Origin of the sequence: Maribellus sp. YY47, assembly GCF_023111095.1 — a bacterium.
In the GTDB taxonomy this organism is placed as follows: domain Bacteria; phylum Bacteroidota; class Bacteroidia; order Bacteroidales; family Prolixibacteraceae; genus Draconibacterium.
Genome location: NZ_JALGYW010000002.1, coordinates 66,256 through 92,163 on the forward strand (window position 1 = coordinate 66,256; position 25,908 = coordinate 92,163).

Here is a 25,908-nt window from a genome sequence, read left to right on the forward strand (position 1 = left end):
TTCACATGAAATACGCTAAAATAAAATACATTACGGGAATAATGTTTCCCGCAATTTTCATGCTTGCACTGGTATTTTGCTTTCAGCATAAATCGTTCGCGGCAAATGAGCCAGGCGCTGCCTCCTTCGACCAGCAAACCATCAAAGTAAGTGGTACGGTTAAAGCAGCATCCGACGGAACAGCACTTCCAGGTGTTAGTATCATTGTAAAAGGAACAGCTTTGGGAACGGTTACCGATGCAGAAGGAAACTATACCATTGATGTGGCAAACAACGCAACACTCGTCTTTTCGTTTATCGGATTCAAAGTGCAGGAAGTTGCAGTGGCAGGCCAAAGCACGCTCAACATTGTGATGGAAGAAAGTGTGGAAGCCATTGATGAAGTGGTGGTCACTGCCCTGGGAATCAAGCGCGAAGAAAAATCGCTGGGTTATTCGGTGAGCAGGGTGCAAGGTCCGGAATTTACACGCGTTGCTCAGGAAAACTTCCTGAACTCCATGTCGGGAAAGATTGCAGGTGTAACCATCAACCAAACCGGAGGCCCCGGTTCTACCACCAGTATCATTATTCGTGGTGCGAAATCGCTGAGTAACGATAACCAACCGTTGTATGTTGTCGACGGAGTGCCTATGTCGAGCGGCCTTAACAATGTGGGAGGCTTTGGTTCGGGCAACCCGGTGGATTACGGGAATTCCATCTCCGATCTTGACCCCGAAAGCATTGAGAGTGTATCTGTTTTGAAAGGCCCAAGCGCCACAGCGCTTTACGGTTCGAGGGCCGGTAACGGTGTTATTATTGTTACCACCAAAAAAGCAAGCGGTGAGGGCATGAAAATATCGGTTACATCCAATACCAACTTTGATATCCCTTCCCGTTTCCTGAATGTGCAAAAACAATTTGCCACCGGTTACTTTTCATACCGTCCCGAGGATGTTGGCGGAGGCTACCTTCCTCCTGTTCTTGATCAAACCGGAATTGGACCGGAATTAGACAAGGGTTACTGGGCCGTGCAATGGAACTCGCCCCGCGATGCAAACGGTGTACAGGTTCCGACAGAACTTGTTTCGTATAAAGACAACGTTAAGAACTTCCTGAACGACTATGCTTATACAACCACCAACGGAATTTCTATCTCCAGCACATCGAAAGCGATAAACTACCGCCTCGGATACACCAATATGACACACGCAGGCCTGATCCCGAATTCGGATCTTAAACGCAATAATTTGTCGTTGTCGGCATCCTCAAAAGTCAAAGAAAACCTTACTGTCAGCACCGATATTAATTTTGTAAACAGTTTTGCTGATAACCGGCCTGCCAGTAACCGCGGAGCCAATCCCTTGCAATGGGCTTATTTTACTCCTCCGTACATTGACATTATGGAATTACGGGATTACAACCTGGGCCAGGGAAACACGATCAAAAAAGTAGTTGAAGACAGTGAAAACCCATGGATGCTGGCTTACGACATCAACAATAGTTTTAACCGCTACCAGTTGTTTGGTAACGTAATGGCAACCTGGGAGATATCGCCCAAATTCAGCCTTATGGGCCGGATGACGCTGAACAAATCGGACGAGGTACGTGAAACTAAAATCGGACTGGGTTATTCTGATGAACCCAACAACGGGGCTTATGGTATTTCCACACACAATAATCTTGAACGCAATATCGACGGACTTTTCTCGTACAAAGACCACTCCGGGGATTTTTCCTGGAACCTTTCAATGGGAGGCAACACGCGTTATGCCAAAGGATCCAGCGTGAGCAACTCATCCAAGAACAGCTCAGGATTAACAATTCCGAATCTGTTTACACTCAGCAATATTCCCACAGCGAATCTAAACTACAGTTCATCCAAATACGAATTGGGTGTCAACAGTTTTTACGGTATGGCGAACCTGGGTTGGAAAGAAACCATTTTCCTGGATTTAACTGCGCGCAACGATTGGTCGAGCACCTTGCCCAAAGCCAACCGGTCTTACTTTTACCCGTCGGCTTCGCTTAGTATTTTGTTGAACGAAATGGTGAACCTGGGCAACGCCGTGGATTTGCTCAAACTTCGTGGAGGCGTGGCACAAACCGGTAACGATACTTCGCCCTATCAACTGTTGCAAACCTACGGAAATTACGAGCAATGGGACGATGCCGTTCGTCTGTATAAACCCGGCTCGCTGCTCAATCCCAATCTGAAACCGGAGATACAGGTTTCTCAGGAATACGGACTTGAAGCCAGACTTTGGAAAAACCGGTTGAGGTTTGAGGGAACGTATTACACACTCGATAACAAAGACATGATCTTCAATGTATCACTTCCTACTTCAACAGGGTTCAGCGGAACCATCATTAACGCGGGACTGGTACAGAGCAAAGGCGTTGAATTGATGCTGGGGGGTACCCCCGTCAAATCAGGAGACTGGTCGCTGGATTTGAACCTGAACTTCACCAAAAACGTAACCAGGATCATTGAATTGGCAGATGGAATCCCCTTTGTAACCCTGTGGGATCAGGCACGTGTGCGCAGCGTGGGTTATGCCAAAGGCCAGGTTGTAGCTACAGACCAGTTTGGAAACCAGGAAATAAGCGACGGTGTGGTCGGCAACCTTTATGCGCGCAAGGTAAATCGTGTAACCGACAAAAACTCGCCGTACTATATGTATCCTTTGCTTCCCGATGCTGCCACTGACACCGAATGGGAAGCTGCTTCCACTTACTCCAAAATCGGAAATGTAAATCCGGATTTTATTATGGGACTGCAAACTACGTTAAGCTGGAAAAACTTCTCGCTCAATATGACTTTCGACTGGCGACATGGCGGACAGTACGTCTCGCAAACCTACCGTTATTTAACCGAAGACATGGCTACCAATCACTGGCTTGAAAACCTGGTCTATCCTGGCGCGTATGATCCAAATAATCCGGGCCCCAGCGAGGAGCTTCGCGACTGGGTAGTAGCCAATGCCGACAAACTGATATACGCCGACCGTTTATATCCGGTGGGTGGCCCAACACCTGAATATGGTGGATTTCCCGAACAATGGAGCGGTACAAAAGTATATGATGGAACTTTTGCTCCGGGTGTTATCGGGACCTACGATGAAAACGGAAACTTTATCCTGGAACGTGAAAATCTCGGAAACCCGGGCACAACATTTCTTCCCTATTCGGTAAGCTATCCATGGGATATCGGCGAAGCCAATGTGTTCGATGCCGATTACATCAAACTCAGGGAGATTTCGTTGAGTTACAGCATTCCCCGCAGCATTGTTCAGAAATTGAACATGGGAGAAATTAATGTTTCGGTTTACAGCCGTAATATCATTTTCTGGACAAAAGATTCCGGTTTCGGGATTGACCCGGAAAGAGCTTATCAGCCGGATAACGGAAAGCTGTTGCAAGGACTTGAACGTTACAATGTAAATCCATGGGTAATTCCTGTCGGATTTAAAATCGGCTTTACACTTTAACTGAAACACGTTACCATCAACGGAATTAAAATTTACGCATATGAAAAAGTTCAATATAAAATTTATCACAGTTTCGCTGATTATGTTGCTGGCTTTTGGCGCCTGCCATAATTTAGACGACCTGAATATAAATCCCAACAATCCTGATCCTGAAGTCACGGATCTCAACCTGCTTATGCCGACCATCATCATCAACTTAGGACAAAACATCGTTGGCCTGGGTATTGGAGATATTGCCGGCGTTATGCAACACACCCAAAAAACAGGCTGGTCGAGTGGACACAACGATTACGACTGGAATAATCCGGGTCAGTCGTGGGGCGGTTATTATGACATTCTTCGAAATGCAGATGAATTCTACAACAAAGCAGTAAAAGAAGAGCTGGAATTTCACCAGGGAGTTGGTCTGATTTTGAAAGCCTACACTTTCGGACTAATTGCCGACCTCTGGGGAGACGCACCTTTTTCGGAAGCTTTAAAGGCAGAACAGGGCCCCGACTTTTACAAACCTGTTTTTGATTCTCAGCAGGATATTTACCACGGTATTCTTGCCTATCTCGAAGAAGCCAACACACTCTTGTCTAAAAACAGCGACGAGTACACCAACATTAACTCGTCTCAGGATGTGCTTTATGAAGGCGATGTGACCAAATGGAGAAAATTTGCCAACTCGCTGGCACTACGTTACTACATGAGATTACAGGCAAAAGAACCATCTGTTGCCCAGGAAGGAATCAGTAAAATCACTGGTGATCCTGCCAAGTACCCAGTTATCACGCTTGCCTCCGAAGAAGCCAATGTGGCCTATTCAGGATCATCTCCGGGGACATCGTGGCCCATCAACATGGTATTTAACATCGATCCGCTGGGAGAATACATGCGTCGAAAACCCTGCGCTACTTTAGTGGAAACGCTCCAGGCTTTGGACGATCCGCGCTTGGGAGTCTGGGCCGACAAGGTAGAAATTCCACTGGTATTGGTCACCGGTACCGGAGTAGACCGAATAGTGGATGGGAAACGGGAAATCTCGAAAGATGTGGAACAAGCCTTTTTGGACAAATGGGAAGGAGAAGATAATCTTTATGTCGATTACGATCAGGAATATGTGGGAATCCCGGTTCAAACTTTTTCGGCACAGGCTTATAATTTAACGCCCAACTATACCCAACAGGCTGCTTACAACCCGCATGTTTCGCAACTAAACGAAATGTACAAGGAAACCAGCGGCCCACTGTTGCAAATGCGACTGCTTTCGGCTGCCGAAGTAAATTTCATTTTGGCCGAAGCTGCCCTCTACAACTGGGCGTCGGGAAGCCCGGAAACTTACTATGCCAATGGCATCGAAGAATCATTTAATGCATGGGGAGTAGCTGACCAGTTTGATGCTTATATCGGAGACGCCGGCTACAACGGACTGGAAAGTATCATTCAGCAAAAATGGATCGCCAGCTGGACGGCCGCTGCCGAAGCCTGGTTCGATTACCGCAGAACGGGCTTGCCCGATCTGCAAACCGGACCATCGGCACGAAGGGAGAAATTACCGCTTCGCTTCTATTACAACATTAACGAAGACCTTTCCACCAACACGGCAAATGCTGAAGCAGCTGTCGCGAAACTGGAACCGACTCAATACAAAGGTAGCGACCAGACCAACAACAGCGCCTGGTCAAAGTTCTGGTTGCTACAGGGAACTACAAAACCATATTAAAAACATTCGTAATAAAACAACAAGGAGGGTGTCCCAAAAGTATAGTTCACGCAAAGTCCGCCAAGTTTTACCCAGAGAGCGCAAAAACAGAAACTGACAATGTACACTCTGCGAGCTTTGCGCTTCTTTTGCCTCTTTGCGAGAACCTGATTTTTCCAACTTTGCGACACCCTCTTTCTTTTGAAAGGAAAACAGTCATGAGAAAGATTTTATTGAATATTATTGTCCTCCTGCTTCCGGCAATGCTGGTAGTGGCCGAAACGGAAAATGAAATCACCCCGAAAACAGCATTAAAAGCCTATTTAAACAATGGCGATAATTCGTTTAAATGGGAAGTTCAGGATCAGCTAACAGCCGATGGAGTTACGCTGTACCGTGTTATTTTCACTTCGCAAACCTGGCGCGATCTGGTTTGGAAACACGAACTCACCATCATGGTTCCCGACGACTTGAAACACCACGATGCCTTGCTTTTTATTACCGGAGGAAGTGTAAAAAACGGCGAACCCAACATTCATCAATGGGATAAAGATGAAATAAAAATGTTCAGTCAAATGGCGATTACCAACAAAGCCATCACTGCCATCGTGTGGCAGGTTCCGAACCAGCCCATTTTTGACGGAAAAAAGGAAGACGAAATTATTTCCTACACCTTTCATAATTTCCAGAGCGACAACGATTATACCTGGCCGCTTTTATTTCCGATGACCAAAAGTGCCATCCGCGCCATGGATGCCATTCAGGAGTTTGCCAAAAAAGATTTAAAAACAAAAGTAAACGAGTTTGTGGTGTCAGGCGCTTCCAAACGCGGCTGGACAACCTGGCTAACAGGTGCCAGCGATAAACGGGTAAAAGCGATCGGCCCAATGGTGATCGACATGCTAAACATGCAGGTAAATATCCCTTACCACAAAACAGCCTGGGGCGAATACAGTATCCAAATTGAGGATTACGTAAAACTGGGGGTTGCACAACAAGTAGGCTCTGAAGAAGGAAATGCACTGGTTCAAATGGTGGATCCGTATTCGTACCGAAAGGCGCTGACCATGCCCAAGATGATCTTCAACGGTGCCAACGATGAATACTGGCCGGTGGATGCCATGAAAAATTACATCGACAGTATTCCGGGCGACAATCATCTTTGCTACATTCCGAATGCCGGCCACGGACTGGGCGACAAAACAAAGGCTTTAACAACCTTGAGTGCCTTTTTTGGAGAAGCCATTACCGGCAATAAACATCCTGTGTGTGACTATTCCATTTCAGTAAACGATGGCACTGTTACCCTCAAAATGAAAGCCGATGGCAATTTACTCGAAGATGCCATTTTATGGAGTGCAGAATCGGATGACCGCGACATTCGCGACAACACGTGGACAGAAAAAAGCCTGGGAGAAAAAGGAAAGAATGAATTTACGGTCACCCTTAAACTACCCGAATCAGGCTATAAAGCATTTTACGTCGATCTGAAATACAAAGCTCCATTTGGAGGAGACTACACACAAAGTACCCGCATGTTTTTGATGAACGACCAAAAAGTCTTGTTGGATCGCGGAGAATAAAAAGGATAAAACCATGCTAAAGCTAATAACTATTCTCTTTGTAATATGGAGTGTTGCCTTGCAGGGATCTGCACAAACTTTTAAAGCCGGCGCCGCCATCCGTGATATTACCCCCGATCATCTGATCCCCATTTCGGGTGGAATGGGTGAGCCGGTAATGCCAACCGCTTACCAGGGAAAACTTACCGTTCGTGCACTGGTGCTGGAAAAAGGCACTACCAAAGTGGCCATCGTTGGCATCGACAATATTGGCTGGCCTGCATATCTGGGTGATCGTTCGCGAGCGTTGATAAAGGAAATTGCACCCGAAAATGTGCTGATTGGCGTTACGCATACCCACAGCGCGCCCGATGCTTACGGCTTTCCGGATGAAAACGGAAATACCGGGGCCGATCTGGATTATCTGAATTGGTGCGTCGCCCAAATTGCGGATGCGGTTAACGAGGCAGCAAAAAATACTCAGCCGGCAGACTTAAAAACCGCAGTTGCCGAAGCCAAAGGAAAAATAGCATACAACTACTATGCACCCCGTCTTTACGATCCACGAATGGGTGTTATTCAGGCTCTTGCAACAGTCGGAGAAAAAAAGGGGAAACCCATTGCCACTTTGGTAAATTATGCCACTCACCCCGAAATTCTGGGAACAAAAAGACAACTGATGAGCCCGGATTTGTGCGGTCCACTCTACGACAGAATTGAATCAAAAGCAGGAGGCATTGCCCTATTTATGAATAGTGCACAGGGTGGAATGGTAACTGCCGATACTCGACTTGAAAATGGCGGAGAGGCCAACGACTGGAACGAATGCATCCGCATCGGGAATTTAATGGCCGACGAGGCTCTTCGGATTATCGCCCCGGCACCCATTCAGCAAGATCCGCAATTGTACTGCGCGGCAGAGACGATCGAACTTCCGGTGGAAAACAAGACCATGCAATTTGTATTCAAACAATCGCCGGTGGCAAAACTGGCAGAAAAGCAAACCGATGATTATAGCAAAGTTACCACGCAGGTAAACCTGTTAAACATTGGCACAGCGCAGGCACTTACCATTCCGGGAGAAGCGCTTCCAAATATTGGGTTCTTCCTGAAACGTCACCTCAAAACCGAGCAGCCTTTTCTGTTTGGCTTAACCAACGATGCCTTTGGCTACATGCTTACCAAGGAAGATTTCAATAGTTTTGAAAGATATAATTACATTTCCCGAACCTCACTGGGCGAAATGACTGCTGAAATTTATGAGCAGGCGGCGCTGAAATTTATTAAGGAAAGTCCGGCGGCAGATAAATAAGCTTTATATTTACGGAACGACTTAAAGTTGTTCCGTAAATATTTGCAACACTAAACCAACAACCGTCTGATGAAATCAAAGCTATTTCTCCTGTTAATTCTATCATTTTGTGGCTTTTTCTCAAAGGGACAGGACATTGTCCAACAACATTCAAAAAGTATTCGTTCGTTTGGCGTACTTCCGGAAAATACAGCTGAGATAAATAAAGTCAATCTTCAAAAAGCCATCGATTGGGCTGCAACAAATGGTGCCGCACTTTTTGTTGAACCTAGCGATAAGCCTTACGAAGTTTCCGGTGGTCTTGTCCTGAAAAAGAATGTATCGCTGATTGGAGTTCATGGGCCTGTTCCGCGTAGTACAAGGCATCCGGAGAAACAGCAGCCAGTTGGGAGTGTTTTTGCTGTTCGTGACACCCAACAACCATTTATTACGGTTGAAAGCAGTACCCAAATCAAAGGAATTCAGTTTTGGTATCCCGAACAAAGTATAAAAGATCCTTCTAAGGTAATTCCCTACCCGCCAACAATTCAGGTTTCACAAACCTCAAATACCGAAGGTGTTTTGCTTGAAAACTTAACTTTTTACGGCGAATATATGGCGATGGATTTTAATGCTTCGCCCGAACATCCCTGCGAATTAATTCAATTTGAAAACTGCCACGGTTATCCCCAGGGCGGCGAATTCATCCGAATCGATTATTGCTACGATATTCCGCGAATTTTACATTGCCATGTTAATCCGGCCGTTCAGCGCCAGTTGGGTGGTCAGTACCCGCGGGCGATGGTTGATGCCGTTGTTGCACAGCAAAAATATTCTTATGCGATCAATCACACCGATAATGCCCAGATGATGGACGTTTTCACGTTTGGAAATTATGGAGGAATCTGGCTTGGACCCGCAACTTACGGGCAACTTACTAACTTCAATCTCGATTGTGTGGCGGTTGGAATTTACAAACAGGGCGACAGTTCCAAAAACCGAAACTGGATGATTGCACAAGGCTCTATTATTGCCAATACCGGGCCAGCATTGGAAGATGTCCATCCGATTATTGTTGAGGGCAAAGGGCATATAGCGCTCACTAATGTTGAAGCTTTCTCCGGTGAAAATTCAGCCTTGAGTAATTTTGGACAGTCGTGGGATTTTATGACCGTCCGGGGAAACGAAAAATGCACGATCAGCCTGTTTGGTTGCCGGATGCGGGATTACAATACCGAACAACCTATTTCAGTTTTAAACCCTGCAGCAATAATTCAGGCTGAAGCTTGTATTGACAAAAACGAAAATCCTTTTCGCTTAGAACCGGAGAAATAAATTTTTTATGGATATTTTTCAAAAACTTCGTTGGGCAAAACGACTGCCGAAACTTTTGATCGGGAAGCCTTGAAGTTTATAAACCAAAGTCCGGCGACAAAATAAATCTTCAACTAAACCAATAAAAATGAAAAACAACGTTTTAGACCTTGCTCTTTTACTTTTGACCGTATTCTCCTGTATCGGACAAAACGTAAGCGGACAAACTGCGAATTCAGCAATTGTCTTACCATCACGCGGTTTCTGTGCACACCGCGGCGCCATGAAAACACATCCTGAAAATACAATTCCAGCCTATCAGGCAGCCATTAACGCGGGCGCCCACATGATTGAACTGGATGTGTGGCTTACAAAAGACGGGGAAATGGTTGTTATTCACGACAACACGGTTGACCGCACTACCAATGGCTCGGGAAGAATATCAGAATTAACGCTGGCAAAAATTAAGAAGCTGGACGCCGGAAGTTGGAAATCTCCGGAATTTGAAGGAGTAAGGATTCCCACTTTTGAAGAAGCCTTGAAAGTGATGCCCCGGAATATCTGGTTAAATATTCACATGAAAGAAGAAAATGAAGCACCGGCGCTTGTCGCTGAAGTACTGAAAAAAGAAAACCGGCTCCACCAGGCATTTCTGGCGTGTAGTGTAGAAGCTGCTAAAAAGGCCAGAGAAAAAGTCCCGGAGATACTGATCTGCAACATGGACCAACAATTCTCCACAGAAGATTATGTAAATACCACGATAAATTCGGAGGCCGACTTTATTCAGTTGAGCGGTGAAATTACGCCCGATTTTGAACAACACATCCAGCGGTTAAAACAGAAGAATATTCGGGTAAACTATTTTGGTACCGATTCGCCTGAAAAAATAAAACTTCTGTTTCAATACCAGGTTGAATTCCCGCTGGTCAACGACATTGTTCACACCATCGAACTGGGGAAAGATTATGGCATTACGCCGGTTGTTCCTGAATTCTAACTGAAGCGTACTTTCACAAAACGACTAACGGAGATACTCCTCAAAAAAGGCATCCATTTTCTTTTGCAGGTATTCGTTGGGACGAACTGCGATGTCCATGGCGTGTGGCCATAAAGGCAAACGGTAATACACATTCGGGACACCCAGCCGGTTAAGCCTTACGTGCAGCGTGTCGGACTGAGGAGGAGGAAGCAAATTATCGGAAGTTCCCTGGAAAATCAATGTTGGCGGCAGATCTTTGTTCAAGTATTGAGCAGGCGAAGCCTCCCGGTACAATTAGGGCTTTTCACTATACTGATGCCCGATGAAATCAGTCACCATATACTGCGTTTGCGCATAAGGAGTGGTCATGTCCACCGGGCCGTAAATATCGACCACCGCCTTCACTTTATGCCGTTGAGGATTTTCCCATCCGTAGCCCGCCAACATTGCCAAATGCGCGCCAGCAGAGCCGCCAATCAAAGCTACCCGGGTTGTGTCGTAGCCATAGGTATCGCCGTTTTTGAAAAGAAAGTCCACAGCATCCATCACATCTTCAACAGCTGCTGGATAAATACTGTCCTTTTTCAACCGGTACGAAATAGTAGCCGTTACGTATTCTTTTTGTGCATAGTCCAGCAGGTACACCAGGTAATCCTGCCGCTTTCCACTTCGCCAGCCGCCTCCGTGAATAAAAACCAGCAAAGGCGCTTTTTCTGTTAATTCCTTCTGTTTGTAAATATCCAGTTGAAGTGACTTCCCGCTTGCATTTTTGTATTCAATATCCTTGAACGATTCAATGGTCGCTGGTACTTCGGGATCCCTGTCAATCAAGCTTTCCAGGCCAACTCCGATGGCCAGGTAGTCGAGCGTTTCAAAATGATAACCAATGGGAGCTTTCTCCGGAAACAGAAATCCGATGCATCTCGGCACCAACATCAAAACAACAAAGAGCGTCAGCATGACCAGCAATCCTTTTCCGATTCGTTTTAGTGCGCTTTTTGCCATATTTTCTATTTTTGTGTTTCCGTCAGGTTTTATTTCCCGCTCAATTCAAACAACATTTCCTGAATATTTTTGTGGAGCAAAGGAGCCGTTTCCTTCCCCAGTGAATTTTCTTCGCCATACTGCGCTTTTTCGCGTCCATATGCAAAAGGAGCTTTTACATCCCACTGACTTTTGGGAATAATATAACCGATTTCGTCGTTGGCCAGTCCCAAAATAAATTTAAAATCGCCCGACATCATTTCACGAATCGGTGGCACTTCAACTGGCTGAACTCCCAGATCGCCTTCCGGCAGCGCATCCACTCCCCCATTTACAATTTCAGGATAAATCTCACCGGGAATGGTTACAAACGACATCGGCCCAATATTAAAAGCTGAAAGCTCTGAACGCATTTTCATCCAGCCGCTTGTGCCTCTGTCCATCACTCCGAGCGCTGTTGCCAGCTTGAAGAGGCTATTGTCGATTGGCAGCGAAAGGGTGCGAACCAGCAAAGAAATACTTGCCGAATCAATAACGGCATCGGGTTGTTCCATTGCATTCAGCGCCAGCATCGAAAGCGTTTTTCCTTCGGCAGCAGCCTTTTCAAACGAAGCTTCTTTAAACTCCTCTCCTGTAAACGGGTCTTTTACGGCCAGCGAAGGATGCGTACACATTAAACCGCCAACCGCTCCGTTCATGCAAATACAAACACCGCCCACTCCGGCTTTCATCAAAGTTTCGCCGTTAAAAACACCTTTCTCTACTCCTTCGCGCACAAAATGCGGAAAGTCAGAAGAAATAAGCAGGTTTTTACTCCAAAGTGTTTCGGGGTGATTTCCCCAGGCGACAACCGTTCCCAAAACCTGATCATTCTCCTTATCCACAGCCTTTATCATTCGCAGTCCTGAATCAAAAACTTCAGGTTTACGCGTATCTTTTACCAGCGGAATCGCTCCTGTCAGGTCCTGCGAAATCTCCAGCCGGGCCGGTCGCAAATTTTTTGATGCTTCCTCCACCGATTTTACAATCTGACCTTTTACAAACTTCATATAATCGGGATTGATGCCGCTTTTGAAAGGCGTTTTCCCCCAAAGGCCAAGCAAATCGGCCGATTCGTGCGTATGTGTGGATGCAACAATTGCATAAGAGATTCCCGCTTCTTTGGGAATCATTTTTCGGACATCCACAATATCGTCGTGCATAAAACCAATAGCATCGATAATGACAATTGCCAGCCGGGTGGTGCCGTCATCCAAAATCATGGTGCGCGCCCAGGTATCATCGTGAACTCCGTTGGCGGGTTTACTGTTGCTAAAACCCGCTATCCAAACCAGATCGAATTTACCGTTGCCGTTTCCGTCGATGAAAGTATCTCCGTCCTTCGGTTTGTATTTGGCGTCGTCGTTTTTGTCCACCCAGCGATCCGGAACTTCAGGAGTGATCGGCACTGCCGCAAAACCGGCTTTTAATCCGGCGGGAGACGTTCCCGTAACTTTTAAGTCGGCAGAATAACCGGGATGTCTGTCTTTCATATTGGTCAACATCCACACCATCAATCCAACAAATAAAACAGCCAGTACAACTCCGATTCTTTTAACTACTTTCTTCATTTGTGTTCTGATTCATTTCTATATACAAGGATTAAACCCAGGTTTTACATGGGTATTTATTCATCATCCGTCCCTTTGTAAGCTTCATTCCATGCTTTCAATCGCTCATTATCTGTTCTTTCATCTTTTGGAAAATTGGGGCTATACAACATTACGTTTTGGCAAACCACCAGTTTACCGTCTTTCACAAAATCCTCGCCCCGCTCACTTAAATGCTGAACCATACGTTCTCTCCACTTCTCCAATTCCTTGGAGAATTTGGAATCTTTTGAAAGTTCATGAATCTCTCCCCGGTCTTTTTCCAAATGGAACAACTGTTCCTCACCGGTTCTGAAAAACCAGATATACTTCCAGTTTCCATCGGTAAGCGCTGCCCAGTAATTGTCTTGGCTGTAGGTGGTTGTGTGTTCCAAATCGATATAGGGGCGCCAGCTGGCTCCCGGATCTTTAATCAGTTGTAAGAGCGACCTTCCATCCATATCGTCGGGAACAGCAGCGCCGGCTGCATCCAGAAAAGTAGGCAGAAAATCACGGAGTTCGGTGGGATTCTCCAGGTGCGAACCACGTTTTACACCAGCGTTCATGCCTTCCGGCCATTTCACGATAAAAGGAATATGTGCCGAACCTTCGTAAGCATAGGTTTTTCGCCAGTGATAATGATCCCCCATCATATCGCCATGATCGGACGTAAAGCAAATAATGGAATTCTCATACATCCCTTTTTCTTTTAACGCCTGTATAATCTCCCCCACCATTTCGTCGATAAAAGTGATGTTGGCATAATAAAGCCGGCGACTTTCCAGCGCATGTTCGTTCCCAAAATTTCCAAAGGCAGCATCTTTTCCTCCGCCGTTCGTGTTAAATTCGGCGCACCAGTCGCCAATAAAAGGCGCTGGTATTTTTGCGTCGTTGTACATATTCAGAAAACGTTGCGGCGGATCGTACGGACTGTGCGGACGCGCAAACGAAACTTTCAGGAACATCGGTTTATTCTGCTTATAGTTTTTGATGAATTCGACAGCCGTTTTTCCGGTCCAGTAAGTGGGATGCAGTTTTTCATCCAGTTGGTAAACACCCGACCGGTGCTCGTTCCAGCCAATGCCAGTTTGATCCGGGTCTTCTCCCGGCGCCTGCAACTTAAACCAGTCGCGGTAATCGCTCACAAAGCCATCCTGCTCCACCCGGCCGCTTTCGTCCACCAGGGTTCCGTTAAAGCCGTGCAAAGCCTTTTGTGGAAACCAGTGCATCTTACCAATTCCAAAGGTGTAATAACCGGCTTCGCGCAACATTCGGGGCATTTCGTATTTGTACGTTCGGGCCACGCGGCCGTATCCCAGCATCCCGTGATGCCAGGGCGACAAACCGGTCAGTAAGCCCGATCGTGCCGGAGTACAACTGGGCACCGAAGAATAGCCGTTGGTGAACATCACTCCTTCCTCTGCCAATTGATCGATATGAGGAGAAATAACGGCTTCATTTCCGGCACAGCCCAAAGCATCGCTTCGTTGCTGGTCAGTCATGATAAAAATAATGTTCGGCGCTTTTTGTCCGCTTACGAACAAAGAGGTTAACAGGATCAAAAAGAATGTAAAAATTGTTTTCATTTAACTTGATATGTCGGTTCAATCAGTGCAATTTAGCCATTATTTCGGGCCGACTCAAGACAAGCAAAGGAGAAATAGTTTTCACCCGAGGAACAAATGCCGTTTGCTTTAACGGTTTTACTTTATCGCTCCCGCCTGTATTTTGAATCCGGAACGTGTCATCCAGCTTGTAACGATAGCGGAAACAACAAAAAACAAATCAACAAAAAAGCGGCCGCACACTACTTCGCAGAAAGAAAGTCCCGTTACATCAAACAGTTCGGGATGAATAAACATCCGAATACAGGAAACAGCCACACACGACCAGGTCACCAACAAGAGCATGGAACGAATCACTCCTTTTTTATTTTCAGAATAAGCCGCCCGGATTGCCACAACCGCGGTGGTTAAAAGTACCCAGAAAAAGTACATCGTAAAGGGCGACAAGCGATTGGCATCGGGGTAAAAATCGCGAAAAAGGTCGATTGCCGTGTGGCAGAACGTTAAGGTGATCCCAATTTGCCAGGCTGCTTTCGGAAACCGAAGTAAAACAAGTACAAATATCAGCCCGGTAAGCGAATAATTATCGACAAAGCGAATCACTTCATTTTTTAACGATCCTCCAGGCATGTTGTTGTCGAGCGTAACTTTTCCCAACACCTCAATTAACGCAGGAAGTAACCAGAAAATCAGCAGGCCTGTGCCCAGTCCGACGAGCAGCTCCTTCCACCTTGATAAAATATTCCCTTCACCTACCTCCTTGCTATCCGGTTCAAAAACCAAATCGTTGCGGCTTAACCAGGTGGCATATCCCAACGAAGCCCCCAGCAATAAACCAAAGGTAAACTCCATGGCTTTCCACCAGCTTCCGAAAATGACCTCCGGAAGATGACTTCCCAATACCAGCCAAAAACCACCCAGGCCAAAGCCCAGGGCTCCACCGATTGTCCCCCAGATGGCATAGCGAAGGATGATTTTAAAGTTCTCTGCCGGAATTTTCAGCTTCAGGTATCCCATAAAAAGCAAAGCGCCCAACAGCAAGCCGGCCCACGATTCGGGACGCGGTTTCACCGGGTCGGAAAAGTACAGCAACATCGGGTCGTTAATCAGCTTAAAGCCTACAATTATGCCCAGTATCATCAGCAAAAAAGACAGAATCAGTATTTTTCGGGGAACCGAACGGAAGAAAAAACCAAGTGCAAAAACGGCTCCGCCCAGCAACCCCCAAACCGCGCCTTTTAATGTTGTTCCCGCAGTTCCCCACCAAACGGTAGCGGGATCTTTCAAAAATCCCAGTGTTTGCCCGTATGTCATTTCGCCTCCAAGACCAATGCCGATCACGCCAAAAACGAGCAAAAAAGAAGCAGCCGTAGCCGGCATCTCCAACAATAAGCCTACACACAATGCTACCATTGCCCCGGGGATCATGGCGCCAAACGGGCCTCCGCCGATGTGTCCGCGCAATCCCCAACCCAACATCATCGCAATGGCAGGAAAGGCTATGTACATCCATTTGGGATAGTATTTCGTTCTGTTCATATCCGTTTAAATTTATCAGTTTGTTTACAAAAATGATTTGAGGATTATCAAAATGCAGTACGACAATTCTTTCTGCCGCTATTTCCCGCTCTTAAACGAGATCGTTTTGTTGTTGATCAGCGGTTTGGCCCAGAATGAAATACTCAAGACATAACCAAGTGTCACAAAAATCATCAGCATTCCCACCCTCAGGGACGAAAAGTCGCTGATCGCTCCGATCAATACCTGAACAATGGCGCCTCCGGCAATACCGGTCATCAAAATTCCGGCAAATGAACCGTGGTGTTTTGCCACTGAATTCAGCCCCAGGGAAACAATTGTAGGGTACATTACCGACAGGAAAAAGCCTGAAACGGGGAGAGCCCAAAGCGCGACTCCTGCACTGCCATACAATCCTGCAGCCACGCATATGATGGCTAAGAGGGTAAACCACCGCAGGATTTGTTTGCTGTCGAACAATTTCATCAGCACCAGGCCAAGAATTCCGCCAATTGTCATTAGACCCCAGAAGTAGGAAACCGCATCGGCTCCGGCAAGATCGGGATCAATATCGTGGTATATTTTCAGAAACTTTGACAACCAGTAAGAGATTCCCTGTTCGGAACCCACGTACATAAAAATGCCGAGGAAATACAGGATGACATATTTGTTTTTGATCAGTTCCAAAAAGCTTTCTTTCGATCCTACTTTTTCATCTTCCTGCAACTCCACTTTTGGAAATTTCACCAGGAAAATAACAACAGCCATCAAAATGGCAATGGCGGTAAACGCCCAATATACCGAAACCCACGACATGTTTTCGGGAACCAGTTTCGTCATCAGGCCAATCAATGGTTTGCTCAGGTTTCCGTTATCGATGTTCACCACAAAGTAGGAATACATTTGCGGACTGATAAACGATGCCAATCCAAAACCCAGTTGCCCCATTACCGAATAAAAGGCATAATTGGCTTCGCCGCCCGAAACGCGTAAAAGCGGGTTGACAACCACCTGCAAAGCAGCCATTCCGGCGCCAATGGTAAATAAAGAAACGATAAAGACATTAAAGACCGGATAAACGGCAAACACCAGCGACGCAGTAAACGCCATCAGGAATGCAACAATAATTATCCGTTTTTCACCATACTTTTCCGCCAGGAAACCAAAGGGAATCGACATCACTCCATAAGCAATAAAAAAAGCAAAAGGAAGCAGGCCCGCCATGGTTTCAGTAAGCGTAAAACTATCAGATACTTTCTGATTGAGCGCTCCCAAAATGTTGGTAAGAAACGAGATGACAAAAAACACCAACATGATAAGAACGACAATAAATTGATTTCTTCGCATCATACAGATTATTTTACGTGCTTAAAAACCAGCGATGCAGCGCCCAGGCAGCCGGCGTTGTTGCCCAGCGTTGCCCCCACCACGTCGGTATTTACGGCGCAATCGGCCATGGCATAACTAAAAGCCGATTCTTTGATCATATCGATGTAAAACTGCCCGGCTTCAGAAATTCCTCCTCCAATAACGACTTTTTGCGGCGCAAACGTATTAATGAACCCGGCGATACCGTGTCCAAGATAATCGGTGTGTTCCTGCATGCATTTTACGGCTGTAGCTTCGTTGTTTTTGTATTTTTCAACAATCAAATGGCCGTTCACTTCTTCTGCATTCAAGCCTGCTGCTTCAGCATATTGCTGCACCAGCGCCGAGGTGGAAGCATAGGCCTCCAGGCAACCGCGCCCGCCACAATTACAGGGAATTCCCTTGTGGTGGATGGTTACGTGCCCCATTTCCGTTCCGCGGTTTTTATAGCCACCGTACAATTCGCCATTGGCAATAATGGCCCCGCCAATACCGGTTCCCACAGTTATAAAAATTACATCCGAGCAATCTTTTGCAGCGCCGTAAGTCGCTTCGCCCAGTCCCATCACATTCGCGTCGTTATCGGCAAAAACAGGCAGATGAAACGCATTGCCAAAGATCCCGGCCAGGTCGATATCGAACCAACGGTCCAGATTATCGGCCCCCCCTTGTACTACTCCTTCACAAATAATTCCCGGGGAGCCGATTCCTATCCCTGCTATTTGAACTCCCTCTTCGTTCGCTTTTCCCACTGTTTTTTCGATAGAAGCTCTGATCGCCTCCAGCGTATCTTCGCGGCTAGCTTTTCCGCCCACCGGTAATTTGCCTTCCAGCACAATTTCACCGGTTTCGGCCACTAAAGCATATTTTACAAATGTTCCTCCGAGATCAATTCCCGTTGCATATCTTAACTTTTCCATCGTTTATTTTATTCTTATTGGTTCTACATTCCAGGCCTTTACTTTTAACTCCGGTTTTTCCCCCTTGAGGTTTACCAGATCGATCTGCGCCGTGTACACACGCTCTTCTCCGGGCATTAAGGTAACATAATTATCGTTCCAGTACACCGGCAGGATCGGATCATCGGTTCCGGTATTCACCAAATCGAAATAGGTAAAGAAAGCGATTGCTGCTCCCGGGTTCCTCACTGTCAAAGTGATATTCCCTTTTTCGCCTTCTTTCTGATACTGGTAATCGTAATCAAGATTTACCTTTGGCAATTTATCGAGCGCCTTAAAGTCGGCATAGGCTTTTAGCGGCGTATAAAACGGCCACTCCAATTTTTTGGCGGCTTCGTAATCCAGTTCATCCTTTTTCTGCGACAACCAATAGGTGCTGTGGTCTACTTCGTTATTATTCTGATCGAATACATTCAAACGAAGGAACCAAACTGAAGTCAGTCCTTTGATTTCCGGAAGCTTGTATATAAACTTCGACTTATTGGTGGCAATGTCTCCTTTCCATTCATCGCTAAAGATTTGTTGGGAGTTGATGTCGTAGGCTGTAATTTTCACCGTCAGATTGCCGGCATCATTTAAATCTTCGTTGGCCAGGTAAATGTCGTCAAAACCATAGCGGTAAATGGCATGAATCGGGTTACAGGCCTTGCGAACGCCGTAAAAGGAACCGTTGGGCTGAAGATAGGTATCGTACAACTGCCAGTATAATTCGGGCCATGCCGAGTTCAGCATCCACTGCACCAAACCGGTGCTTTTGGGTTTGTGCGCGATAAAAGCCTCAAACATCGGGCGCATCAGTTCGTAGTTCGAAACCTGGCTTTTAAAGGCAAATTCTTCCACACTGCCGGACGGTCCATAACGCTCGTCCATGGCTTTGCGAAAACGGTCGAGGGTGGTAAACGCATTCCGCCCCGTGTGGTATTCCCAGTATTTTTTATCGATGGGCCAGAGACTTTCTTCCGGCAGCATTTTTTTGAGCGACGACAAGGGCATAACGTTAGGGCCGGGACACGTTTCGGTGTTAAAACCGTAAGCACCGCCCAGTTGTGTATCGGTAAACCAGTAAACCGGCGGAGTGTAGGCGTAAGGGCCCAACATTTTCATTCCGGTGGGGCCGCTGATCTCGCTGATCAAAGGAACTTCGGCCACAATGTTATTGTCTTCGGTTCCGGCTCCACCTGCCGAGGTGATGTAAGGCCGCGACTGATCGTACTTTTTAAACAGATCGATGTATTTGTATTCCAGCTCCGGAGTCGGAAGTTTGTCGCTCCCAAGCATCCACACATAAATGGAGGGATGATTGCGCAGCCACAACATCTGATCTTTCCAGTAGGCCGCCAGCAAATTGATATCTTCGGGCGTAACAGCGCCTCCGTATTTTTCGTGCGTTGGTTTTAGCAGGTATTCTTCCCATTCCCAGTGGCAGTTAAAACCTACCATCACCAAAATTCCGTATTCATCGCACAGATCGTACAGCATTTGAGTTTTGCCCCAAAATCCTTCGCAGCGGATGCTGTTCAGGTTCATGTGGCGGATGTATTTCATCTGTGCCTCCACACTTTCGCGCGTATCCTGCAACAGCAGATCATCCACCCAGCCGCCGCCTTTCAGCAACACAAACTTGCCGTTAATGGTAAATACCCGGTTTTTATCTTCGTTCAGGTAACTGTCGATTTCGCGGATTCCGTAGCGGCTTTCCACTTTATCGAGCACCTGGTTCCCCGAAATAAATTCAACCGACATATCGTAAAGGTTGGGATCGCCCATTCCGTTGGGCCACCAGAATTTCACATCTTTTACCGCCAGTTGCGGGAAATCTTCCGAAGTAAAACGGCACGAAAGCGTATCGCCGGCTGCAATCTGCACTTTCTTTTCAACGGTACCGAGACCAAAATCAACGCGCACCAGTCCATCCACCGGTTTGCCCGATTTATTTTCGATTTCAGCCTGAATAAAAAGGTCGGCATCTTTCAGGTTCTCCTTATTGACTTTTGATTGCACAAACGGGCTGCGAATTTTCACCCCGTCGTTCACTTCCAGAAAAACTTCTCTGAAAATCCCCATATTCCGGTCGCGTGGCAGCGGATTCCAATCCACAAAACCGATGGAATATTCACCGTCGGCATGTTGCCAGAGTTTCAAAGCTACGGTGTTACCGCCCTCTTTGGCGTATTCGCTGATATTGAAAGTGAACATCCGGTAAGTGCCGGCAAACTCATCTTTGCCCGCTACCTTTTTCCCGTTCACCCAAAGATCGGCGCGGTAGTTGATCCCGTTAAAACGCAGGGAAATTTTTTTACTTAAATAGTTGGCCGAAAGTTGAAAAGTAGTGCGAAACCACCAGGGTTTTTTGAACTGCTCCACATCCACACTTTGCATATTGATCCCAAAATACGGATCCTCAATCACGCCGAAAGTAGCCATGCTCCCCAACACAGTGCCGGGAACAGAAGCCTGCAGCCACGAGTCAGCCGAATAATCATTTTGCGAAATACTGCTTTCATCCACGCCGGAAAGCTGCTCACTTGATTGCATTTTCCATTCCGAGGACAGGTTTTCCACCCTGAAAATCTCATCTTTTTGTTGCGGGGAGCAAGCTGAAATCGCAACTATTCCCACCCAGAAGAGCCACATTGTTTTTTGAAGATAATCTCGTCGTTTCATGCTGTTTAAATGCTATATTTAGGTTTAAGAAGCTACGCGTCCTTTGTATGTATACCAATCCGTGCGCGTTTCATTCTTGATTTTTTTATGGAAAACAGGAAACCGTTTACCGGCAACCTATTTTTTTTGACAAAAACAAAGGTAAGCAGGAAAACCACTAAAAAACTTATGCTTTTTTACTCATCTTGCAACATATCTTAACCCTTCGATCATATTTTATAATGTAAATTCGCCAAAAAGGTCAATATTCTAAAAGTTACTTATGAACAATTATCTTACCCGTTTTACTTCGCCAATCAAAAGTTTACTGGCTTCAGCGATATTTGCGATCGCCTGTTATGCGGCACCGGCGCAAACGAACAACCCGCAGCCTGCCGACTTTGTCAATCCGTTTTTGGGAACAGATTTTTTCGGGCATACCTTTCCGGGAGCTTCCCTCCCCTATGCCATGGTGCATGTAAGTCCGGATGTGGGCACCGAAGGCTGGACCTACTGCGCCGGTTATATTTACCAGTCGAATTCGATCATTGGTTTTAGTCACACCCACTGGAGTGGAGTTGGGATGGTAAACGGTGGCGAGGTGTTGCTCATGCCCATTGTGAATACTGAACTGCAAATACTTCCCGGAACAAAAGAAAATCCGGACTCAGGCTACCGCTCAAGATACAGTCACGAAGAGGAAAGTGCATCGCCGGGGTATTATTCGGTCATGCTGAAAGATTACGACATTAAGGCAGAACTGACGGCCACTCGTCGCGCAGGATTTCACCGTTACACTTTTCCGGCATCGAAAAACGCACACATCATTCTTGACCTCGGACACCAGATCGGCACCAACTATTCAGAAGAAAACTCGGAATTAAAGATTACTGATAATAATCGTATCGAAGGCAAAAAAGCCGCCGGGCTTGGTCAGGTATACTTTGTTGCCGAATTCAGCAAACCGTTTAAGTACTACGGCACCTTTGATGCTTCGTATGTTACGCCCGAATCGGGGGCAAGTTTGTTTCCCTATAAAAATGCCGAGGCCGGGCAAAAAGTAGGCGCTTTTGCCAGTTTCGACACACAGGCCGGTGAGCAGATCCTTGTAAAAGTGGGCATTTCGTACACCAGCGTGGAGGGAGCCCGCAAAAACCTGGAAGCTGAAATTCCGGATTGGGATTTTGAAAAGGTAAAAAACGAGGCGCGGACAACCTGGAACCACGAATTGTCAAAAATCAAGATCGACGGAGCTACTGCTGATCAAAAAGAAACGTTTTATTCAGCGCTTTATCATTCATTTCTGGCGCAGTATATTTCGCAGGATGTGGACGGAAAACACCGGGGTTCCGACGGACAAATTCACACTGCCGATGGTTTTGATTTCTACGGATCGTTTTCGTGCTGGGATACTTACCGCTCGCAACATCCGCTGCTAACCCTCACTGCGCCCGAACATGTGAATGATTTTATCCGTTCGATTGAAGCCAAAGTACAGAATTTTAAGTGGCTGCCGGCACAGCATTTTCTGAATGTTTTTGGCGAAGGAATGGTGGGCGATCACCTTATTCCGGTAATTGTGGATGCTTATATGAAAGGTTTCCGCGATTATGATGTGGAACTGTTGTACAAGGCCATGCGCACCAAAGCGCTCGAAAGGCCAAAACCACCGGTGAATGAAAAGATGGGGCGTGCCGGATTGGAATACTACCTGGAGCTCGGCTACACCCCGGTTGACCGCGTTACCGAAGCGGTTCCGAACACCCTCGAACTTGCCTACGACGACTGGTGCATTGCCCAGCTGGCCAAAGAACTTGGTAAAGATGACAATTACCAGTTGTTTATGCAACGTGCCGGAAATTATGCAAAACTGTGGGATGCCCAAACCCGATTTATGCGCCCGAAAAAAGTCGATGGTACGTGGCTGGAAGCACTGGGGACAAACGAGCAGAAAATAGTAACTGAAGGCGATCATTCGTATTACAAATATTTTGATCCGCTATTGGTGGGCCGCCGCCCCAACCGGCATTACACCGAATCCAATGCCTGGCAATACATTTGGTCGGTTCAGCACGATGTGCAGGGCCTCATCAACCTGTTTGGGAGCCAGGAAGCTTTCACCGCCAAACTAGATACTTTCTTTAGTATGAGTCCGCTGATTACGCCCCCAAAATACGTGGGAGTGGTGGGCACCATCGGGCAATATGTGCATGGCAACCAGCCCTCGCACCACGTGGCGTATTTGTACAACTACGCCGGCCAGCCCTGGAAAACACAGGAGCGCGTGCGACAGGTGTGCGAGGAACTTTACCGCCCCGGCCCCGGTGGCTTGTGTGGCAACGAAGATATGGGGTCGCTGTCGTCGTGGTACGTACTAAGCGCCATGGGACTTTATGCCGTTACACCCGGTCTGCCCGTTTACGCCATCGGAAGTCCGTTATTTGGGGAAGCCACCCTTCAAACCGGAAAAAACAAAACCTTTACGATCAAGGCTGAAAATCAATCGAAAGAAAACAAATACATTCAGTCGGCGACCTTAAACGACGAAGATTTTAACCGCACCTGGATTTCGCACGAGGAAATCGGAAACGGTGGTGAACTGATTTTCCAGATGGGGCCAACGCCCAATAAAAAATGGGGAACCGGAGCCAATGCTGCACCACCTTCAATGTCGAAATCCAACTAATCAGAATATTATGTATCTTAATCGCAACTAAACCATACTGAAATGAAACAAGCAAATCAAAACCGAAGAATCTTTATCCGCAACCTGTCAATGATCGCCGGAGCCAGTATGCTGCCGGGAGGTTTGCTGGCTTCCTGTAAAACGGCACCCGGATCGCAAATAAAGCTCGGCCTGGTTACTTATTTGTGGGCCAAAGATTGGGACATTCCGACCATTATACGGAATTGTACCGAAGCACAGATCGGAGGTGTTGAATTGCGCGTGGAACATGCCCACGGAGTAACGCTCGATCTTAGCCCGGCACAACGCGCCGAAGTAAAAAAACAGTTTGCCGACAGCCCGGTGAAAATTATCGGAATGGGTACCAACGAGGAATACCATTCGCCCGATCCGGCCAGATTGAAGGAGTCGATTGAAACGACCAAGCGGTGGCTGCAGCTGAGCAAAGACATTGGCGGCTCGGGAGTAAAGGTAAAACCCAACGCTTTCCCGGAAGGTGTGCCGCACGAAAAAACCATTGAACAAATCGGTAAGGCCCTCAACGAGCTGGGGCAATATGCCCTCGACATGGGACAGGTAATCCGGCTTGAAGTGCACGGCCGCGAAACACAGCTTTTGCCCAATATAAAAGCCATGATGGATTACGTCGGCAACAAAGGCACGGGTGTTTGCTGGAACTGTAACCCCGAAGACCTCGAAGGACAGGGACTGGAATACAACTTTAACCTGGTGAAAGACCGCTTTTCCGACATTTGCCATGTGCGCGAAATGAACGAAGGTGATTATCCCTACCAGGAACTGATGAACCTGTTTGTGAAAATGGATTACCCGGGATGGATCCTGCTTGAATGCCGCACCGACCCAGCCGATAAAGTAGCTGCCTTAAAGGAACAACGCCAGGTTTGGCTCGATATGATTGCGAAGGCACAAGAAGGGCTGAAGGATTGATCAGTTGAAGGACTGAGGGACTGAGGGATTGAATGCGTGAATGCTTAAATGCTTGAATGCAGAAATAAGCTTCGGGCTATTGCCAGATTGTAAAACGGTTAAATTGTGATCGAAGAACTGATTTACTAAAGTACCGATCAGTTGAAGGATTGAAAGAATGAATGCCGTAATGCTTAAATGCGAAATAAGCTGCGAGTTTAATGCCCTTCCAAATTGTGAAATTGTAATAAAAGAACGAGATTCCTTTCAAAACGAAACTGCAACTGACGAGTCGGAGAACAGCAACAAAGAACATCTTTTCCGACTTGTCACCCGCTTCTGAGAATCAATCAAGTTATCCATGTGCCTGAGTGGTTTTGTATATAAACCTATATAAATCAAAAAAATATACATCGCAGATAGCAGGAATAATTTTTATGTCTACTTTTAGCTTAACCAAATATCAAAAATCTTGAATGCGCTTTTTCACTTTAAGATCGAGAAACATGGTTTACAACTCTCAGTGAGTTTTACAAATCATGCCACCAGCAAAGAAATGAACATAAGTACACATTTCTGCTCTCTTTATGTTTCATCATATCTCTGTATCGATAAATTCGGGTGAGATCTCTCAGGCCTCCCCATCCTTTAAAATTTACGTAACGGACTCCAAAATTTCCTTATGTAGCAAAACGACCGCTTGCATTAAGCGGATAATTCCATCCTATTAAGTCCTGCCTTAACATATGAATAAAAAATAAACCAGAATGAAAAATAACCAATAAAAGAAGAATGCACATGCGAAACAGACAAAGAATTAAACGTAAAAAGTCCCAATCAAAAGAATTGAGAGTGATACCATTTCTGATCTTACTATTTTCCTTTTCTACTGTAACTGCACAGGAAAGCACCAACACTGCCGGTGGAAATGCATCAGGAGGCGGAGGATCAGTTAGCTATTCAGTAGGTCAGCCCGTTTACCATGCCTACAGCGCAACTAACGGCTCGGTAGCGGAAGGAGTACAACAAGCTTTCGAAATTTCCGTGGTTACAGCAATTGAGGAAGCCAAAACCATTAACCTTTTGGTCAGGGCTTATCCAAATCCAGCTACCGATCACCTTACATTGGAAGTGAAAAACTTCAAGCTTTCAGGTTTAACTTTTCAGTTGTACGATATGAACGGAAGGCTTTTGCAAAACGAAAAAATTACCGAGAGCCAAACAAGTATTTCCATGGGCCAACTTGTTCCTGCAACTTATTTCGTGAAAGTGATTCAGGACACCAGGGATGTTAAAACATTTAAAATCATCAAAAATTAGAGTAAAAAGA

Annotated in this window: 15 protein-coding genes and 1 pseudogene; 9 read left to right on the plus strand and 7 right to left on the minus strand. The window is 46.3% G+C overall.

Annotated elements, in window-relative coordinates:
• Nucleotides 1-5 precede the first annotated feature (5 nt).
• The 6 genes from MR764_RS01825 to MR764_RS01850 all read left to right on the plus strand — a co-directional run bounded on the left by MR764_RS01825 (nucleotide 6) and on the right by MR764_RS01850 (nucleotide 10,318).
• Nucleotides 6-3,467 carry a SusC/RagA family TonB-linked outer membrane protein gene (locus MR764_RS01825; RefSeq protein ID WP_247977679.1) on the plus strand — a complete coding sequence of 1,154 codons (3,462 nt, stop codon included), beginning with the start codon at nucleotides 6-8 and terminating at the stop codon, nucleotides 3,465-3,467.
• Nucleotides 3,468-3,507: 40 nt separating this feature from the next.
• The gene (locus MR764_RS01830) at nucleotides 3,508-5,175 is read left to right on the plus strand and encodes a SusD/RagB family nutrient-binding outer membrane lipoprotein (RefSeq protein WP_247977680.1); all 1,668 of its coding nucleotides are present in this window, start codon (nucleotides 3,508-3,510) and stop codon (nucleotides 5,173-5,175) included.
• 197 nt (nucleotides 5,176-5,372) lie between these two features.
• Nucleotides 5,373-6,737, plus strand: coding sequence for a PhoPQ-activated protein PqaA family protein (locus MR764_RS01835; protein ID WP_247977681.1), 1,365 nt, complete (start codon nucleotides 5,373-5,375; stop codon nucleotides 6,735-6,737).
• Between the two features lie 13 nt (nucleotides 6,738-6,750).
• Complete coding sequence (locus MR764_RS01840; protein WP_247977682.1) at nucleotides 6,751-8,028, plus strand: hypothetical protein; 1,278 nt, start codon at nucleotides 6,751-6,753, stop codon at nucleotides 8,026-8,028.
• 69 nt (nucleotides 8,029-8,097) lie between these two features.
• Nucleotides 8,098-9,342 carry a hypothetical protein gene (locus tag MR764_RS01845; protein ID WP_247977683.1) on the plus strand — a complete coding sequence of 415 codons (1,245 nt, stop codon included), beginning with the start codon at nucleotides 8,098-8,100 and terminating at the stop codon, nucleotides 9,340-9,342.
• A 127-nt stretch (nucleotides 9,343-9,469) separates the two neighbouring features.
• Nucleotides 9,470-10,318: a glycerophosphodiester phosphodiesterase family protein gene (locus MR764_RS01850; RefSeq protein ID WP_247977684.1), complete on the plus strand. Its 849-nt coding sequence runs from the start codon at nucleotides 9,470-9,472 to the stop codon at nucleotides 10,316-10,318.
• A gap of 24 nt (nucleotides 10,319-10,342) precedes the next feature.
• Here MR764_RS01850 and MR764_RS01860 read toward each other — a convergent pair.
• The 7 genes and pseudogenes from MR764_RS01860 to MR764_RS01890 form a co-directional block, all read right to left on the minus strand.
• Nucleotides 10,343-11,305 (minus strand): annotated as a pseudogene (locus MR764_RS01860) (alpha/beta hydrolase).
• A 29-nt stretch (nucleotides 11,306-11,334) separates the two neighbouring features.
• The gene (locus tag MR764_RS01865; protein WP_247977687.1) at nucleotides 11,335-12,894 is read right to left on the minus strand and encodes a hypothetical protein; all 1,560 of its coding nucleotides are present in this window, start codon (nucleotides 12,892-12,894) and stop codon (nucleotides 11,335-11,337) included.
• 56 nt (nucleotides 12,895-12,950) lie between these two features.
• A complete protein-coding gene (locus MR764_RS01870) occupies nucleotides 12,951-14,498 on the minus strand; it encodes an arylsulfatase (protein WP_247977688.1) in 1,548 nt (515 codons plus the stop codon).
• A 117-nt stretch (nucleotides 14,499-14,615) separates the two neighbouring features.
• Nucleotides 14,616-16,016, minus strand: a complete 1,401-nt coding sequence (locus MR764_RS01875) for a hypothetical protein (protein WP_247977689.1) — start codon at nucleotides 16,014-16,016, stop codon at nucleotides 14,616-14,618.
• Nucleotides 16,017-16,094: 78 nt separating this feature from the next.
• Nucleotides 16,095-17,345 (minus strand): MFS transporter, encoded by a 1,251-nt coding sequence (locus MR764_RS01880; protein WP_247977690.1) that lies wholly within the window; start codon nucleotides 17,343-17,345, stop codon nucleotides 16,095-16,097.
• Between the two features lie 5 nt (nucleotides 17,346-17,350).
• A complete protein-coding gene (locus MR764_RS01885; protein WP_247977691.1) occupies nucleotides 17,351-18,283 on the minus strand; it encodes an ROK family protein in 933 nt (310 codons plus the stop codon).
• A 3-nt stretch (nucleotides 18,284-18,286) separates the two neighbouring features.
• Nucleotides 18,287-20,986 (minus strand): sugar-binding domain-containing protein, encoded by a 2,700-nt coding sequence (locus MR764_RS01890; protein ID WP_247977692.1) that lies wholly within the window; start codon nucleotides 20,984-20,986, stop codon nucleotides 18,287-18,289.
• Nucleotides 20,987-21,248: 262 nt separating this feature from the next.
• On the opposite strand from MR764_RS01890, the gene MR764_RS01895 reads away from it, so the two are divergent.
• The 3 genes from MR764_RS01895 (at nucleotide 21,249) to MR764_RS01905 (ending at nucleotide 25,898) form a co-directional block, all read left to right on the plus strand.
• Nucleotides 21,249-23,651: a GH92 family glycosyl hydrolase gene (locus MR764_RS01895; protein WP_247977693.1), complete on the plus strand. Its 2,403-nt coding sequence runs from the start codon at nucleotides 21,249-21,251 to the stop codon at nucleotides 23,649-23,651.
• 42 nt (nucleotides 23,652-23,693) lie between these two features.
• A complete protein-coding gene (locus MR764_RS01900; protein ID WP_247977694.1) occupies nucleotides 23,694-24,599 on the plus strand; it encodes a TIM barrel protein in 906 nt (301 codons plus the stop codon).
• An 831-nt stretch (nucleotides 24,600-25,430) separates the two neighbouring features.
• A complete protein-coding gene (locus MR764_RS01905; protein WP_247977695.1) occupies nucleotides 25,431-25,898 on the plus strand; it encodes a T9SS type A sorting domain-containing protein in 468 nt (155 codons plus the stop codon).
• The last annotated feature ends 10 nt before the right edge of the window (nucleotides 25,899-25,908 follow it).